Source organism: Streptomyces sp. NPDC050161 (genome assembly GCF_044460025.1).
In the GTDB taxonomy this organism is placed as follows: Bacteria; Actinomycetota; Actinomycetes; order Streptomycetales; family Streptomycetaceae; genus Streptomyces.
In genome coordinates this window covers 133,663-148,164 of record NZ_JBITJM010000021.1, presented here as the reverse complement: position 1 = coordinate 148,164, position 14,502 = coordinate 133,663, and the positions used below count along the sequence as shown (strand labels likewise).

18 protein-coding genes and 1 pseudogene are annotated in these 14,502 nt (G+C 68.7%); 16 read left to right on the top strand and 3 right to left on the bottom strand.

Annotated elements, in window-relative coordinates:
- The first annotated feature begins 588 nt into the window (after positions 1 to 588).
- Together ACIBK8_RS28720 and ACIBK8_RS28715 are read left to right on the top strand one after the other, a co-directional pair.
- The gene (locus ACIBK8_RS28720; RefSeq protein ID WP_399044817.1) at positions 589 to 1,665 is read left to right on the top strand and encodes a hypothetical protein; all 1,077 of its coding nucleotides are present in this window, start codon (positions 589 to 591) and stop codon (positions 1,663 to 1,665) included.
- 247 nt (positions 1,666 to 1,912) lie between these two features.
- The gene (locus ACIBK8_RS28715) at positions 1,913 to 2,875 is read left to right on the top strand and encodes a DUF6228 family protein (protein ID WP_399044816.1); all 963 of its coding nucleotides are present in this window, start codon (positions 1,913 to 1,915) and stop codon (positions 2,873 to 2,875) included.
- Between the two features lie 51 nt (positions 2,876 to 2,926).
- On the opposite strand, the gene ACIBK8_RS28710 is transcribed toward ACIBK8_RS28715, so the two are convergent.
- From ACIBK8_RS28710 to ACIBK8_RS28700, 3 genes are all read right to left on the bottom strand, one after another.
- On the bottom strand, positions 2,927 to 3,400 hold the full coding sequence (locus tag ACIBK8_RS28710) for a TrmO family methyltransferase (RefSeq protein WP_399044814.1): 474 nt from the start codon (positions 3,398 to 3,400) through the stop codon (positions 2,927 to 2,929).
- A gap of 39 nt (positions 3,401 to 3,439) precedes the next feature.
- Positions 3,440 to 4,831 (bottom strand): Tat pathway signal protein, encoded by a 1,392-nt coding sequence (locus tag ACIBK8_RS28705; RefSeq protein WP_399044812.1) that lies wholly within the window; start codon positions 4,829 to 4,831, stop codon positions 3,440 to 3,442.
- Between the two features lie 178 nt (positions 4,832 to 5,009).
- Positions 5,010 to 6,365, bottom strand: a complete 1,356-nt coding sequence (locus tag ACIBK8_RS28700) for a hypothetical protein (RefSeq protein WP_399044811.1) — start codon at positions 6,363 to 6,365, stop codon at positions 5,010 to 5,012.
- Between the two features lie 261 nt (positions 6,366 to 6,626).
- Between ACIBK8_RS28700 and ACIBK8_RS28695 the strand changes: the two genes are divergently transcribed.
- From ACIBK8_RS28695 to ACIBK8_RS28630, 14 genes and pseudogenes are all read left to right on the top strand, one after another.
- Positions 6,627 to 7,109: a DUF6415 family natural product biosynthesis protein gene (locus tag ACIBK8_RS28695; RefSeq protein ID WP_399044810.1), complete on the top strand. Its 483-nt coding sequence runs from the start codon at positions 6,627 to 6,629 to the stop codon at positions 7,107 to 7,109.
- Between the two features lie 58 nt (positions 7,110 to 7,167).
- Positions 7,168 to 7,329 (top strand): hypothetical protein, encoded by a 162-nt coding sequence (locus ACIBK8_RS28690; RefSeq protein WP_399044808.1) that lies wholly within the window; start codon positions 7,168 to 7,170, stop codon positions 7,327 to 7,329.
- A 297-nt stretch (positions 7,330 to 7,626) separates the two neighbouring features.
- Positions 7,627 to 7,833 (top strand): DUF5999 family protein, encoded by a 207-nt coding sequence (locus ACIBK8_RS28685; protein WP_399044807.1) that lies wholly within the window; start codon positions 7,627 to 7,629, stop codon positions 7,831 to 7,833.
- The gene (locus tag ACIBK8_RS28680) at positions 7,830 to 8,492 is read left to right on the top strand and encodes a hypothetical protein (protein WP_399044805.1); all 663 of its coding nucleotides are present in this window, start codon (positions 7,830 to 7,832) and stop codon (positions 8,490 to 8,492) included. Before ACIBK8_RS28685 ends, ACIBK8_RS28680 begins: the two co-directional genes overlap by 4 nt.
- A gap of 74 nt (positions 8,493 to 8,566) precedes the next feature.
- The gene (locus tag ACIBK8_RS28675) at positions 8,567 to 9,481 is read left to right on the top strand and encodes an endonuclease/exonuclease/phosphatase family protein (RefSeq protein ID WP_399044804.1); all 915 of its coding nucleotides are present in this window, start codon (positions 8,567 to 8,569) and stop codon (positions 9,479 to 9,481) included.
- 60 nt (positions 9,482 to 9,541) lie between these two features.
- Positions 9,542 to 9,784, top strand: a complete 243-nt coding sequence (locus tag ACIBK8_RS28670; RefSeq protein ID WP_399044802.1) for a hypothetical protein — start codon at positions 9,542 to 9,544, stop codon at positions 9,782 to 9,784.
- 52 nt (positions 9,785 to 9,836) lie between these two features.
- Positions 9,837 to 9,986, top strand: a complete 150-nt coding sequence (locus ACIBK8_RS28665; protein ID WP_399044801.1) for a hypothetical protein — start codon at positions 9,837 to 9,839, stop codon at positions 9,984 to 9,986.
- Between the two features lie 54 nt (positions 9,987 to 10,040).
- The gene (locus tag ACIBK8_RS28660) at positions 10,041 to 10,307 is read left to right on the top strand and encodes a helix-turn-helix domain-containing protein (RefSeq protein ID WP_399044799.1); all 267 of its coding nucleotides are present in this window, start codon (positions 10,041 to 10,043) and stop codon (positions 10,305 to 10,307) included.
- On the top strand, positions 10,304 to 10,843 hold the full coding sequence (locus ACIBK8_RS28655) for a GntR family transcriptional regulator (RefSeq protein WP_399044798.1): 540 nt from the start codon (positions 10,304 to 10,306) through the stop codon (positions 10,841 to 10,843). Before ACIBK8_RS28660 ends, ACIBK8_RS28655 begins: the two co-directional genes overlap by 4 nt.
- Positions 10,840 to 11,673, top strand: a complete 834-nt coding sequence (locus tag ACIBK8_RS28650; RefSeq protein ID WP_399044796.1) for a hypothetical protein — start codon at positions 10,840 to 10,842, stop codon at positions 11,671 to 11,673. Before ACIBK8_RS28655 ends, ACIBK8_RS28650 begins: the two co-directional genes overlap by 4 nt.
- Positions 11,670 to 11,840: pseudogene (locus tag ACIBK8_RS28645) on the top strand (LuxR C-terminal-related transcriptional regulator); the annotation flags it as partial. The gene ACIBK8_RS28650 and the pseudogene ACIBK8_RS28645, both read left to right, overlap by 4 nt.
- A gap of 3 nt (positions 11,841 to 11,843) precedes the next feature.
- Complete coding sequence (locus ACIBK8_RS28640) at positions 11,844 to 12,065, top strand: hypothetical protein (protein WP_399044825.1); 222 nt, start codon at positions 11,844 to 11,846, stop codon at positions 12,063 to 12,065.
- A gap of 371 nt (positions 12,066 to 12,436) precedes the next feature.
- Positions 12,437 to 13,453, top strand: a complete 1,017-nt coding sequence (locus ACIBK8_RS28635) for a thymidylate synthase (RefSeq protein ID WP_399044794.1) — start codon at positions 12,437 to 12,439, stop codon at positions 13,451 to 13,453.
- Positions 13,450 to 14,487: a nucleoside-diphosphate kinase gene (locus tag ACIBK8_RS28630; protein WP_399044793.1), complete on the top strand. Its 1,038-nt coding sequence runs from the start codon at positions 13,450 to 13,452 to the stop codon at positions 14,485 to 14,487. The genes ACIBK8_RS28635 and ACIBK8_RS28630 overlap by 4 nt, the downstream gene beginning before the upstream one ends.
- Positions 14,488 to 14,502: the final 15 nt, after the last annotated feature.

Below are 14,502 nucleotides of genomic sequence, written 5' to 3'. Positions count from 1 at the left end.
GCCCTGCCACGCACACGGCCGGGCCTCGCGCTCCGCACCTCCGCGGACGCGAGGCCCGGCCGTGTGCGTTGTCGTGGCCGATGCCGGTGACAGCGGCGTACGGGAAACGGCTCCGTGCGGCTTCCGGTAGGCGGGTTCCGGCGGATCAGGCGCCTTGAGTAAGAACATCAACCCCACACCACCAAGTAATTACGGTGCCTTCGCTGCACTCAGGCACCGTCTGCCCCGTCTCACAGGATCTGGTTCGCGACTCGGGCTGTGCCCCACAGCGCCCAGATCGTTTGAGCCCGTTTGAGGCACGCTGCGAGTCGGTTTCTCACCGGATGCGGTTCGACGACGGTGAATGCCGAACGCCATCTCAGCTGATCTGGCCCGGTCCGGGCGTGCTGAACTGATATCAGCTCTGGGCGACCTCTTGACAGCTTTGCCCTGCCATAGCAGCGATGAACAGGGCCGATCGAGACGCGCCCGTCCACGCATCGACCGCGAAGCCTCCCTATCGACGCCGCCCCCTGACAGCGAAGTTTCACACTCATCTACACTTTAAACGTTATTTACTGCTTCTTTCCAGGGAAAGTGGGGGTACGCGTGAAGCTGTCCCGTATTTCATCTGTCGTCGCGGCTGCCGCAATCGCGCCTGCCGTCCTGTTCGCTTCTCCGGCCGTCGCCGCCGACGCCGCAAGTTCACCGGCCAACTCCGCCCCTGACACCGCACCAGACGCGAAGTCGGACACGCAAGGGAACGCGAAAACCGACGAGGACAACCGCTTCGCCATCCTCAAGATCATCAACAAGGCCAAGCCCGGCAGCAAGGTCTACGAAGCCGCGCAGGCAGCCATGAACGGTTCTGCCGAGGACCGCGTGCGTTTCCTGAAGGAGGGTTACGAACTGGCCCAGTTCGCGGACGACAGGCTGCGCACCGTTCAGATCTCGAGCATTGGCGGCAAGGGCGTGCGGAGGGCCGCCCTTGAGGCGCTGCGGAAGGACACCCACGAAGCCCTCCGCGAGTTCCTGGAGGTCGGCCAGTACACGGCGCGCGACGAGGACAACACCGTCGAAATCGCCCGCATCATCCACACGGCCAAGCAGGGAAGCGTGCTCTACGACGCCGCGCAGGCAGCCATGGACGGCAGCCCCGAGGACCGGACGCGCTTCCTTGAGTCGGGCCAGCACGCAGCCCGCAAGACCGATGACCGCATCAGCGCACTCCGCATCCTCTCGACCGGCGGCCCCCACGTCAGGGAAGCCGCCAAGGAGGCGCTGCGAAGCGGCAAGGCCGAGGACGTCCGCCACTTCCTGGACATCGGCCAGTACGAGGCCCGCAAGCTGGACGAGGCCGAGGCCGCCAAGGACAAGAACAGCAAGAACAACAAGGACGGCAAGGGGGACGAGAACGCCAAGGACAGCCACGAGTCCACGGACGGCAAGGCCACCGACAGCGGCAAGGAGAAGCCGGACGGCGCCAAGGCTGCCAAGGATCCCCACGGCACCACCGACACCAAGCCCGCCGTAGCGACCTCCAGCGTCAGCTCCTCGGGCGCCCAACTGGCCTCCACCGGGGCCGGCCCGGCCACCCCCTGGGCTGTCGGTGGCACCGCCGTCGCCCTCACTGCCGGCGCCGGCCTGATCCTGACCTCCCGCCGCCGCGCCTCCAGCGAGGACTGACACCGAACTCCGGCCCCATGCATGAAGAGACCGGGGCAGCCGTCCGTCCGGCCGCCGTGTAACGGAATCGGTCTCTTCGACGTACAGGTAAGTGCGGCACCCTTCCCCCCACGGCGCCGCAGACCGGGCGCAGCCCAGTTCTCCGGCACGCACGCCCCGCGTGCCGGCCTCCGGTCTGGCCGGGTGTCAGAGCACGGCACCCGGCCAGACCGCGACACAAACCAGGCCCGAGCGGCACCGTCCCGGCATGTCCCGCACGCAGCCCGCCCAGCCGACACGCACCCGCGTGGCACCCTCGGCGTCCCAGCTGCAACGCGCCCGTCCCGGCGTCATCTCCCGCGACGCCGCCAACGTCGCCGACGTCCTCCTGCGCCTGCCTCCCACCGAGCGTCGCACCGCCTTCAAGGAGCACTTCACCGCCCGAGAGCGGGCCTTCGTGATGACGGAGGTCGAGCGGGCCACCGGCTCCCTACAAGCCGGAGTAGGCAACAGAACGGAGAAGAGTGCCCGGCAACGGCCAGCGCGCGGGATCTATCTGCCTCGGCGGCGGTTCACCGTGGCGTCGGTCCAGGCCCGACCGGCCACTCGGCTCCCGGGGTCGCCCCGATCTATCCCGCTGACCGCGACGATCCCAGATGCCCTTCCACCAGCACAAACTGCCGTGACCGTCAACCCGCAGATGTCTACCCTTGACCGGATGACTGAGCACAACCCCGATACCTGCGCATCCCTGGAAGTCACCGTCCGCTGCCAGGACGACCCGACCACGTGGGTCAGGCTCTTCGACCACCACCTTCCCGATGACTACAGCACCAGCTTCGCAGTTGAAGTCCGTGCCGACGGGCTGCAGGCCCGCCTCGACGCGGTCGAAACCTCGGTCTGGGACCGCGAGGATGTCACCGCCTTCCTTGACCGGCTGGTTGCGGATTTCCGCGGTTGGGACGGCGAGCGCACCTGGAGCACGCCCCACCTCGGGCTACGCGCCATCTTCCAGTCCGGCGGGCACATCGGCCTGACCTGGACGTTCCGTCCCGGGACCATCGCTGCCTCCTGGGAAGCCGCTGTCACCACGTGGGTGGAGGGTGGTGAACAGCTGGCAGCCCTCGCTGCTGACGTCCGCCAATTCCTGAGCTGTGGCTGGCCCGATGGAACTGAACGCCCCCACGCATGCGAGAAGGGCTCGGGAGTCAGAGACGGAAATCCTGCGTAGGACGCATTCGCGTCCATGGCGGGACAGCTGGAGACGCCGTGATAGGGGGCGTCAGCCCTTGTCCGCCCAGTATTCCGCCAGCATCTCGCCAGGCCAGGTGGGCTCGTGGACCGTGCCGCGTGGCCCCATCTCGGTGAAGAACGGCGACACGTCGTAGATCTTCGTGCCCACGACCGCGTCGAGTTCGGTCACCCGGAGTCGAAGGCCATCCACTTCCAGCAGGCGCGGGAAGCTCTGTGCCAGTTGGTTGGGGCGCCGGTGGTTACGATGTGCGAACGTCCCCGTGGCCGGCCATTGCGTGTTCCCTCGCGGGCTGCGGGCGTGGTATTCGACATCATCAGGCGATGCCTGGTCGAAGTGCCACACGACCACCAGGTGGGAGAACTCCTCCAGGCCCTGCACGGAGTCGAGGGGGAACTCGGCCTCGTCGAGCTGGATCACCGACTCGACGCCGCCCCAGTAGTCATCGGCGACCTCGGTACGGCCCGCGACGACTTCCCCGATCGGCTTGATCTCCAACACCATGGCCCCAACCTTCAACTCAGCCTCATCAGCACGTCTGACTCAACCTACTTGGGCCAGGTATGAGGCCGCGCGGGCGTCGAGCACGCCCACTGCGGGGATGCCGCGCTTGCGGTAGGGGGACAGCAGGTGCCGCATGTCGACGACCCTCTGCCGGGCGCGGCCGGAGTAGATCCCGTCTTCCATCGCGTCCAGGACGTTGGTCCACGTTGCGCACGCTTCCTCGACGCCGCCCTGGGCGATCTGCGCCGCGCCCATATACCCGAGGGTGACCGCGTGAGTGCGCCGGAACGCAGCTCCGCGCGTGCGCACGGAGCGCCGGAACTCCTTGACCGCCCGCTGATGATCACCGAGATCCCGCAGGGTGCATGCGGTCTCGTGCGCCAAGGACGCCTCGCCGAAGAAGAACGTCCGGTCCGGCTCCCTGATCCCTTCGTGGGCATTCGACAGGTCGTCTTCCGCCCGCAGCAGAGCCCGCGCCGCCTCTTCCCTGCGGTCGTTCGCAGCGAGGGTCCGCGCGTGCACCACGCCCAGCAGTGCCCGCTCGCGGGGGGTTGCGGCCGTGTACCGCTCGCCGCGTACTGAAGCCTGTGCGACCTGGAGGGCTTCGCGCCGAAAGCCCAGGTCGAGCGCCTGGTGCGCCATGGCCCGCAAGATGTGCCCGCTCAGGGGTGCATCGCCGGACCGGGCAGCCAGCTTCACCGCGGTGTTGAAGCGCTGGAGTGCGACCGTGTGCTCGCTGTTGTCGAAGGCCATCCAGCCCGACACGTAGGCAAGCTCCGCGGACGCCGAGAACATCGCGCGCCGGGTCTCGTCGTCGGCGAACCGGCCCCGGAGGAAGTCCTGAGCTTCGTACTTCAGGTACTCGTCGACCGCCCGCCTGCCGTGGCCTCCGCCGCGCCGCTGGTCCATGCGCGAGAACGCCTGGGTCAGCTCTCGTACGGTCTCGACGTCGCCGCGGCCGACGCGTTTGCCCGCCGATGGCTCTTCGGCCGGCGGGCGCGACATGGTGTCCCACCACGTCTCATCCGGCAGGATGAGGGCCGCCGCGGAGTACACCCCGCCCGTCAACAGCCGACGCCGGTCCGGGTCCATACCACTCCCCAAGTCGTTCAGCGCGATCAACGGATCGACTCGCCAGTCCAACGCCTCCTGCGCTGGTGAGGTGGAAGCTGCGAACCCGGCCTCTTGCGGCGTGATCTCACGCTTCAGACGACGGGACAGCGCCTGGCACAAGATAGCCGGGGCGATTCCCGTCGGGCGTGTTCCTCCCACCCACATGCTGACGTGGGAGCGCCCGATCTTGGAGTTCTCCAGCACCCCGCCGTTCAGCGTCTCGGCGGCGACCCGGTTGTACGCGGCGGCTGCCTGCGCCCGTGACCAGCTAGCTTCCAGGAGAAGTTCGGCCAGCCGCTCGTTTCTCTCATGCGCCATCCTTCACCCCCGCCACTGAAAATGATCTTTGACCACGTTGTCCGCCCGCTAACCAGACCGAGGGGCGGGCGCGGGAAAAACGTAACGCTCAATTACCGCCAGGTGGAGACGAGGTGGCGAAAAGTCGCCCCGACCCCGCCCCTGGAGAACTCGAGGCAGCCCCCTGGGGGCTTCACGTCTACGCCTTCAGCGCGGCTACCTCACGCGCCCGCTCACGCAACTCCCGCACTGCGTAGACCTTTTGATGTTGCCGCATCTCCTTACGCATCGTCTCGAAATGATCATCTCCTCTCGCGGAGGAAACCTGCTCGTACTCGTCGAGGAACCGGCCCCACGACCTGGCCGAAGCATCGACGTGCCCCAGCAGCAACTGGCGCTGCGCAAGCAGCGCGTAAGAATGCACCCGGCCCTGCCGCTCCTGGGCCGGCTGCACTGCGATCGAGTCCTTCAGCGCCTTGATCGACCCCACGAGATCGTTCTCCTCCACCAGGACATGCGAGACGTGGAACAGCCACGCCGTCCGGTCGTAGCCGCCCACCGCGTCCCTTCGGCTGTCGGCCTTCGACAGGGCGTCTTCGGCCTCGCGCAGCCGGATGTGAGCCTGGCGCTTGTCCTTGACCATGGAGGCTGCGTGGGCCTGCTGCCCACGTAGAAACGCAACCAGTCGCGGACCCGCTGAAGGGGCCGCTTCAGCGGCGCAGTCGGCGAACTCCAAGCCTTTCACTCCGTGGCGCAGGCTCGTCATCTGCAACGACATGCCACGCAGGGTGCGGCAGTAGGTGACGTGGTCGCCGGCGTCGTCGGCCAGGTCGAGGGCCTTGAGGTACCAGCGCTGGGCGGCGGCGTGGTCTTTCTCGTACATCGCCATCCACCCCGTCAGGTACGTCAGGTCAGAAGCGGCAGCTTTCATGTCGGCCGCGACCTCGCTCGCGGCCTGGGCACGCAGCCAGGGAGCGACAGTGTTGACGAGGTAGGCCGCAGCCATCGGGCGTGCGTGACCGGCTCCGTCCTCGTCGAGGATGTCCGCGATCCGGCCCGTTGTGCGGCGCACGCTGGCGACCTGCGAGGCCCCGATGCGGGTCGTGGCTTTGCCCGGCGATACGGGCTCGTCGGCATGCGCTTCGGCCGCGGCACCGAAGACCGGTACGGCGAGCGCCGCGGAGAACACGCCTGCGGCGAGCACGCCGCGTCGGGATGGATCCATGTCCGCCCTTCCAAGGTTGAGCAACTGCTCGACAGTGTCGAGGTTTTGCTCCCCCTCGGCAGACACCGACGGTGTGAGCCCGGCTTCCTCGTGGGTAATCGGACGACCGCATTTCTCCGACAGCGCGGCCATCAACAGGGGTTTGACCTGGTCTTTTGGATTATTTGCTCCGCTGACCCAGTTCGATACGGCCTGACCGGTCAGATTCAGCGGCACGCCCACCAGGTTGCCGATCCGGTTGATCGCCCTCGCGAGTTCCTGGCGCTGGCATTCCGCCTGGTCAAGTAGCCCGGCGAGCTTGAGATTTGGCGTCCGCGGGTTAGACGGCATAGCGAGTCTCCCGACCGCTCCGACAGCTCTTTCACGGCTTTCACGATGTCCGCCTTCCCACGGTACCCGCGGACTGCCACCGGGCGGTTACCTAAGTGACAGAACCAGCCGGAAGCGATCCGACAAGGCCAACTCGTCGCTGGGCAACTGCCGATGATCTTTGACCACCTTGATCACCTCCAGCCCCTTGACCCCATGCCAATCGCCCCGGTTAAGCGGTTCGCTCTTCCAGGCAGCTACTCGACGAGCGGAGCACCCCATATGAACGCCCCCACTGGCGCATCCGGCGCCGCAAGCGCCACCTGCCTGGCCAGCATCAGCCAGCGGCAGAACCCGCATGAGCATCAATCGTCTTTCGCTCTTGATGGTCGCGCACAGGCCGGCTTCTCATCCGAGCGGATTCGCGAGTGCGTTCTGGTCGCCAAGTCCTGGCGCACGCACGGCGTTTACCCGGAACTCGCCACCCTCAGCGGAATCACGAACTTGCTCGGCAATCATCTCTCCACCTTGTGGCCGTACGCCCGTAGCCGCCTCGAAACTCTCCCTCCTCGCAGCGAAAGACACACCGTGTGCCAGCGCGCGCTGACCAGAGCGGAGCGAGAGCGGCACAAGGGGCCGGGGCCAGGGTTGGAGTCGGCGGTCCGCCACGCGCACGACTTGGCCGGAGCCGTCGCGGAGCTCCTCATCCAGGCAGAACTGTTCGAGGTGGAGATGTCATTGGGAGCAGGTGGTCCACGTGCCTGACCTCGGTGCGACCGCACCCCCACACCCTCACAAGCGTCTCCCGCGATTGCGGTGGGCAGTGCGGCATCCCATCCAGACCGGCCGGCGCAACCGTCTCAAGGCAGGCAAGGCGGTGGACCGGAGCTGCGGATTCGGGCTCTTCCAGGCCATCGGCGTGCTCGCCTTCGTCGCCGCCGTCCTGATCTGGCTCGCCCGCAAGTACGCCGCCCTCTCCCCCTAACCAATCGCCGGGCAGCCCTCCTTCCGCCGTCGGCGGGCTGCATCCGGCGATCCCCGAGATTTCCGACCGCCATCTCCGTGGGGTTGCACTGCTCCCCCTTGGTCCCCCGCGGAGATGGCTGCCAGCGGGCCCCGAACCGCTGAGCCCGCGCTGGGCGCGCGGTTGCTCGCGGCGGGGGTGCGGCGCCGCTGACCTCGACCGTCCCCGTGCGGCGGTCGCGGTCAGCGGGCGCCCCGGCCGCCCTCGTGGGGAGGGCGGCCGGCCACCCGTAACCGAACTGCTCATGAGGAGTTACCCGTGTGCCAGCATCAACCGCCCTGCCCGCCCGCCAACTCTGCCGCCCGGGAAGCCGCGCACCCGGTAGCCCAGCACCCGGAGCAGGGCTGGAGCCTGCTCTGCAACGGTGTCCTGCTCTTCGAGGACACCGGCGAGCTTCTGCCGGACGGGCAGGTCATCGCGCCGCACCGGCCCGCCGTCGAGGCGCAGCAGGCGAGCGCCGCATGAGCCCTACGCAGTTCTACTGGAATGGCCTGCGTGTTCCGTACGTCGCGCCGTGGTCCCGTGAGGTGCGGCGGCCCGGCAAGTTCGAGCGACGCTACGACGGTGCCCGCGCCCGTCTCGGCTACACCGATGAGGTCACCAGCGTCGATGTCCGCCACGGCGCGCTGTGGGCTCGGATGCCGGCCGTCCGCGGGACCGGCGAACCGACCTTGGACGGCGTGCATGCCCTGCGCCAGCGGCAGTGCATGTCCCACATGTTCTGCCAGATCTGCGGTGGCACGACGTACGACGCCAGCTACGACCGGCAGGAGGAGCGCTTCCTTTTTCTGGTCCGCGCCCCGGACGGGCACCCGATCCGCGAGGGCGAGCGGACCACGTCCCCTCCGGTGCACGCAGCGTGCGCCCGGGAGGCCGTGCGGGACTGCCCGCACCTGCGCCGGGGATACACGCTGGCGCTGGTGCGCTCAGCGCCGCTGTGGGGTGTCGGCGGCATCGTGCACGACCGCACCACCCTCCGACCGCTCTCTCCAGCCGGCGGCGACCCTTTCGACCAGGTGTCCTTCGGTGATCCGCGCTTCCGCTGGACTCTTGCGGTGCGCGATGTCGTCACCCTGCACGGCTGCACCACCGTCGCCCTGGACGACCTGATGACTGCGGCCTAGAACCACCCGGCCGCCACCGTACGAGGCGCGCCGCCCACCCGCGAAAACACCAACACCCGATCCCAGGGGGAGCGTTGACCAAGCTCGACGATGACGAGATCGTTGTCGCCTCATGGAACTTTGAGCGCAACGGCCAGGACCACAACGGCGACAGCCACCGCCGGGAACATGGCATGCGTGTGCTCAGCGAGCTGGGCATCGACGTCCTGCTCCGCCAGGAGCTGACCGGGGCCCATTTGAAGGGGAAGCGGGCCGCGTTGGCGGAGGCGAGGGTGCTGGGCGGCGAGCACGGGCCGGCCTTCACCTCCTTCCTTGCCCCGCCGAATCCGGACTCGGGCAACGCGACCGGCATCTACACCAACCCGCTGCTGTTCGCCCCGGTCGCAGAGCCCGAGCACGCCAACGGCATGACGATTCCCCTGTGCAGCGCGCTCGTCCGCCTTGTCGGCGCCGAGAAGGAGATCTCCTTCAACTCGACGCATCTTTGCTACTACTGCGGAGACCAGCGCGCGAAGGAATCGCGACGGGTGACCACCCTGCGCTCGCCGGGCAAGGCCACTCTCGTCGCCGGCGGCTTCAACTCCGGCGACAAGGGCGTTCATTTCGTCAAGTGGGACAGGGTCCACGACCGCACGCACGTCGAGCACCGCACCATCCACCGCGACGGGCAGTGGGTCACCGACACCCGGCCGGACGAAATCCTCACCCGCCAGCACAACGGGCAGCCGCTGTTCATCGACCTCGCCCGGTACGCCGCGACCGTCCTCGGTCAGCGCGAGGCGCTGGCGCCCACGGCCTCCCTGTGGCGGCGGGACCAGGGGCCGATGCTGCGGATCGACAGGATGTATGCGACGCCCGAGTTCGCTGCGGCGCTGAAGCGCGTGCGTGTCGTCATCAACGAGGACGTCCTGGCGGCGTCCGACCACGTCCTCGTCCTGGCCGTCTTCAGCCGCCGCATCCTGCGCCGCGAGCTGACGCTCGCCGCCTGACGGCCGGCCCGTTCCACCGCTTCCATATCCGATCCGCACCTCGCCTGACCTGGGACCTCCGTGGAAACCGAAGAATTGATCTGGACCCGCCCCAAACCGAGTTGGTGGGAGCAGAAGAAGCCGCTCGTGAGGGCCGCGGGCGTCGGTGCCAGCCTCACGGTCCTCGCCACCGCCCTCGTCTACGCCTACTTCGCGGGCACACCGGACGCGGCCCCGGCGGTGCCCGCGTCCCACGGAACGGCGTCGCCCACCCCGCCCCCGCATCACTCCGGGCCCATCCACATCACAGGACGCCTGGGCTGACCCCGCCGCTCCGACCGGCCAGCGTCCCTGGCTCCTCACGAGGGGAGACGACATGCCCGTCGGCCAACGCACCAACGAGCGAGGCGACTTCGTCCGGGCGCTGTGTGCCCTCCGGAGCAGCGGTCTGTGGGCCCAGGGCGTCCACTCGCTGACGGTGATCGGCGTGCTGTACGCGATCGGCGCGAGCGGCCCCCACCACTGACCGGCTTCCGTTCCCACCACGAGCTTCCACACCGAACTGACCTTGAAGGAGACCATGTCCACCTCACCTGTTCCTGATCCCGAGCTCCTCCGTGCCGTTCCTGTCCTCCCCAGGAGGACGGTGATCACAGGCAAACTGCGGGACGAGTTCGTGGAGACCGTGGTCGACGCCTATGACGCAGGCCACTCCATCCGTGCCCTGGCCGAACGCTCCGGGCGGTCATACGGCTGCGTACACAGGGCGCTGACGGAGTCGGGCACGGCGATGCGAAAGCGGGGCGGCGACTTCCGATCGAGCAGGCGCACGGAGGCTGCCCGATGAGCGCGAGCACCCTCAAATCAGCCCACTTTGTGGGCGATGATGCCTCGGCGCGCCTCGCCTCGGCGCTGGCGGCCCTGCGCCGGCACATCCAGGATTCCTATTCTCCGGGCGACCGTCTCCCCAGCGATACCGAGCTGGCATGCACGCTGCGGCAGACCGCCCTGGACGTGCGCACCGCACTGCGGACCCTGGACACCGAAGGGGTTGTGGCCACGAGCACTCCCGGCATAGCCGGCGCCCTGGTCCTGGCCCCGGACCAGTTGCACCCCCACGACCTGCTGCTCGACCAGACCATCCGTGACCGCATCATCTCCGGCTACTACCGCGCCGACGCGGCGCTGCCCGTCGGCGTCCTGGCCTGGGCGCACGGCCTGAGCAGCAAGGAATTGATGCGCGGGTGCCAGCGGCTGCTGGACCAGCGCTTCCTGCGCCACGACGAGGACGGTGCCTTCGGCCCGGGGCTCTACATCAACCCGCTCACGGCATGGTCCGACCACGCGACCACCGCGCCCGAACGGGACAGCCAACACCGATGACGACACCCCAAGGACTCCTGCCGGGCGATGTCCAGGAAGAGCGCAGCCGTGCGTGCAAGGCGCTGGGCACCGCGCTGGGCGCAGCGGGCCTCATCTCGTTCTGGGAGCGGATCGGGTGGACCGCCGGTGAGCCCGCCGTGTCGGTGAGCTTCGCGGTGCGCGATGGGCTGCTGCCGCTTGCCCACGATGACGTGAGCGCGTTGCCCGCGCCGGACGTGGCCGGTGCGCTGCAACGTGACCTGTGGGACCACGGCATCCACGCCCAGGTCACCCTGATTCGCCCCTTCGACCCTGCGCTGCGGTTCGACCTGGAGTCCGCCCAGTGCGCCCACCGCCTCACGGAGCTGCTGATCCGCAGCCTGCCCGAACCGGACGCGGCAGCTCACCGCCTGCGCACCGCCCTGACGTCGGCCGGCATCGACGCGGAGAACCTGTGCATCCGCCGTGGCGAGCGCGATGTCTCGATCGGGAACATCAGCGCGACAGATGCGATCACCCTCGTCGAGGTGCTGCACGGCGGCGACTGCTGCGTTGCCGGCCTCGACCAGGGCGGCTGGGCCGAGCTGGACACCCTGGCCGAGAAGCTGTCCCATCTCCTGACCGAGATCGCCGGGCGCCGGGTGGGGGCCTCCGCCGACCCCGTCTGCTCGCGATGCCCCGGCGACCACGAGATCACTCTCGCCACCGTGAGCGCGGAGACGGCTCGGCTGCTGGCTGCCGCCATCGAGCAGGCGGACGAACCCCACCGCCACCTCGTCCAATTCCCCCCTGTCGCCGACGAGTCCGCACAGGAGGACCGCATCGGTCACCACCGTGGAGTCGCCTCATGAAGCCTCCCTCCGTTGAGTTGACGCAACGGGAAAAGGACGTCCTGATCTGTCTGGCGAGTGGCTACACCACCAGGCAGATGGCGCTGTCGTTCAACCTGTCTGCCTCCGTGCTGAACAGATGCACAACCGCTCTCCGGCGTAAGTTCGATGCCTGCAATTCTCCTGCGCTGGTGCACATTTCCCACGCGCGTGGATATCTCACCGCGGACAACGGCCCGCCCCGGTGCGACCTCTGCGAGGCGGACGTGCGGTATCTGCGGCTGATAGCGGCGGGCGAAACCATGAACACCCACGCGCGCCGCTATGGGCTGCTGAAGCGCATGGGCGCCAAGAACTCCCCCCACGCCGTACACCTCGGCTGGTGCTGGAACTACCTCAGCGCCGGCCCATAGACCGCAAGTGCTTTGCAGGACTTGCACAGCCCGTGCACACCCTGCACGTCAACGGCCGCAGGCGGCCCCCGGCTGGTTGTCTCGGAGGCCCCGCCAGCATCTCGGTGCCTGCCGAAGGCACACCGCTCCGGCCGCCGTCCTGGCGGCACAACTCAACCATCAGGCGCATGGCCTCGGCCCGCTCGTCGCACCCGAACTGCCGCCCGCCTGCCGTGTCCTCCGGGGCCGGCAGATCGGGCGGGCGCAGGACCCGGCGCGGGCGGCAGGCTTCCCGCCCCCTTCGCCGAGTGAGGCAAGTCCCCTGAACCGGGGCGCAAGGAACGATTTCCTCCCCGCCGCGCCCGCGGCTGGGCATCGACCTGGAGACGTCCATGCTCATCGCACCCACTTACCACAGCGTCGAAGGGGCCTACCTGGCCCTGCTGAAACTGGCTTCCTACGACTACGAACACCGCATCGACGCCCGCGGGAACCGCGCACGCGAGGTCATCGGTGTCGGCTTCCGCCTCCCCGACCCCCGTCAGCGCCTCCCCTACCTGGCCGCCCGCAAGGCGAATCCCGTCTTCCAGTACGCCGAAGCCCTCTGGTACCTCTCCGGCCGCCGCGATCTGGAGATGATCGGTTACTACGCGCCGTCCATGCACGCGAACTCGGCCGACGGCATCAGCCTCGGCGGATCCGCGTACGGTCACACCCTCTTCAACCCCGCCGACGGCGACACGCTCTCGCCGTTCGACCGGGTTCTGGAGCTGCTGCGCACGGAGACCGACAGCAAGCGCGGGTACCTTCCCGTGTTCTCCGCCGCCGAGCTGGCCATCGCCGACAACCCGGACATGGCGTGCCTGGCCGGGCTGCACCTGCTCGTGCGTGACGGGCGCCTGCACATGGTGTGCCACATGCGGGCGAACGACCTCGACTGCGGGCTGCTGTCCGACGTGTTCAGCTTCACGGTGATCCAGGAGTACGCGGCCGTTCAACTCGGGCTGGAACTCGGCTCGTACACCCACGTCATCGGCTCGGCTCACGTCAACGAGGTGAACGCCGAGCGCGTCGAGCGGGTCCTTTACGAGGCCCAGGTGCGGCGCCCGCAGTACTTCCCGTTTCCGTCCATGCCGGCGGAAACGACCCCCGCCACCGTCGCTCAGGTCCTCGAACACGAAGAGCTGCTGCGCGCCAACAAGGCCCACTACAGCGCGGACGACATCGCCGGCCTCGACGTCGACGCGTACTGGCAACAGGTTCTTTTGCTGTTCGAGGTCTACCGGCAGATCTCGCACGACGAGGTTCCGGCCGTGAGCCCCGATGTGCTCGCCGCACTGCTCCCGGGGCTGCGCTGGCTCCTCGGGCACCGCTGGGCTGCCTGCGCGCCCGCCGGGGGTGCACGATGAGCCGCAAGCCGCCGTCCGGCGCCGTCGTCGAGGGCGTCGACTTCACCCGCTGGGCCGTCGTCCTGTGCAAGCCGGACGCGGTCGCGCGCGGGCTCGTCGATGCTGTGCTGGAGCGGATCGAGGGCGCGGGCGTCTCCGTGTGTGCTCGCACGGAGCTGATCGCTGAGCCGTGGCAGGCCCACGTTGCCTACCGCGACATGCTGGCCGACCCGGGCCGCTTCCCGCCGGACCTGCCCGCGCGCATCGATGCCGCATACGCCGGGCAGCCGGTCACGGTCGCGCTCGCGCACGGCGGCCCCGACATCCACGCCCGCCTCAGGCGCCTGATCGGACACACCGACCCCACCGACGCCGTGGCCGGAACGATCCGCGGCGACCTCGGCAACGACAGCCTCCCGGCCGCCACGCGCGAGGGGCGGCTCATCCGCAATCTCGTGCACACCTCCGACGATCCGGACGCGGCCCGCCGTGACTTCGGCACCTGGTACGGCCCTGGCCGCGCCCTTCAGATCTCCGACTTCACCCGCTGCTCAGTGATCCTGTGCAAGCCGGACGCGGTCGCGCGCGGGCTGGTCGATGCCGTGCTGGAGCGGATCGCTGCCGAGGGCGCTGTGGTCACGAACCGGTGCGAGGTGACCGTGCAGCCCTGGCAGGCCCACGTGCACTACTGGGACCTGCTCGTGGACGCCGACTGGTTCCCCGACCGGGACATCCCCGCGTGCCTGGATGAGGCATACACGGGGCGCCAGGTCACCTTCGCCCTCGCCCACGGCGAGCCGGGCGTGCATGCCCGGCTGCGGGACCTGCTGGGCCATTTCGACCCCACCCACGCCGCGCCCGGCACGATCCGCGGCGACCTCGGCAACGACAGCCTCAACGCCGCGCTCATCGGGAAGCGCCTCGTGCGGAACCTGGTGCACACCTCCGACGATCCGGACGCGGCCCGCCGCGATTTCGGCACCTGGTACGGCGCCGGCCGCCGTGCCCTCCTCACCCCGGACGTTCCTGCGCAGAGCACGCCCGCCGAAGCCTGACCTTCCAGGAGACCA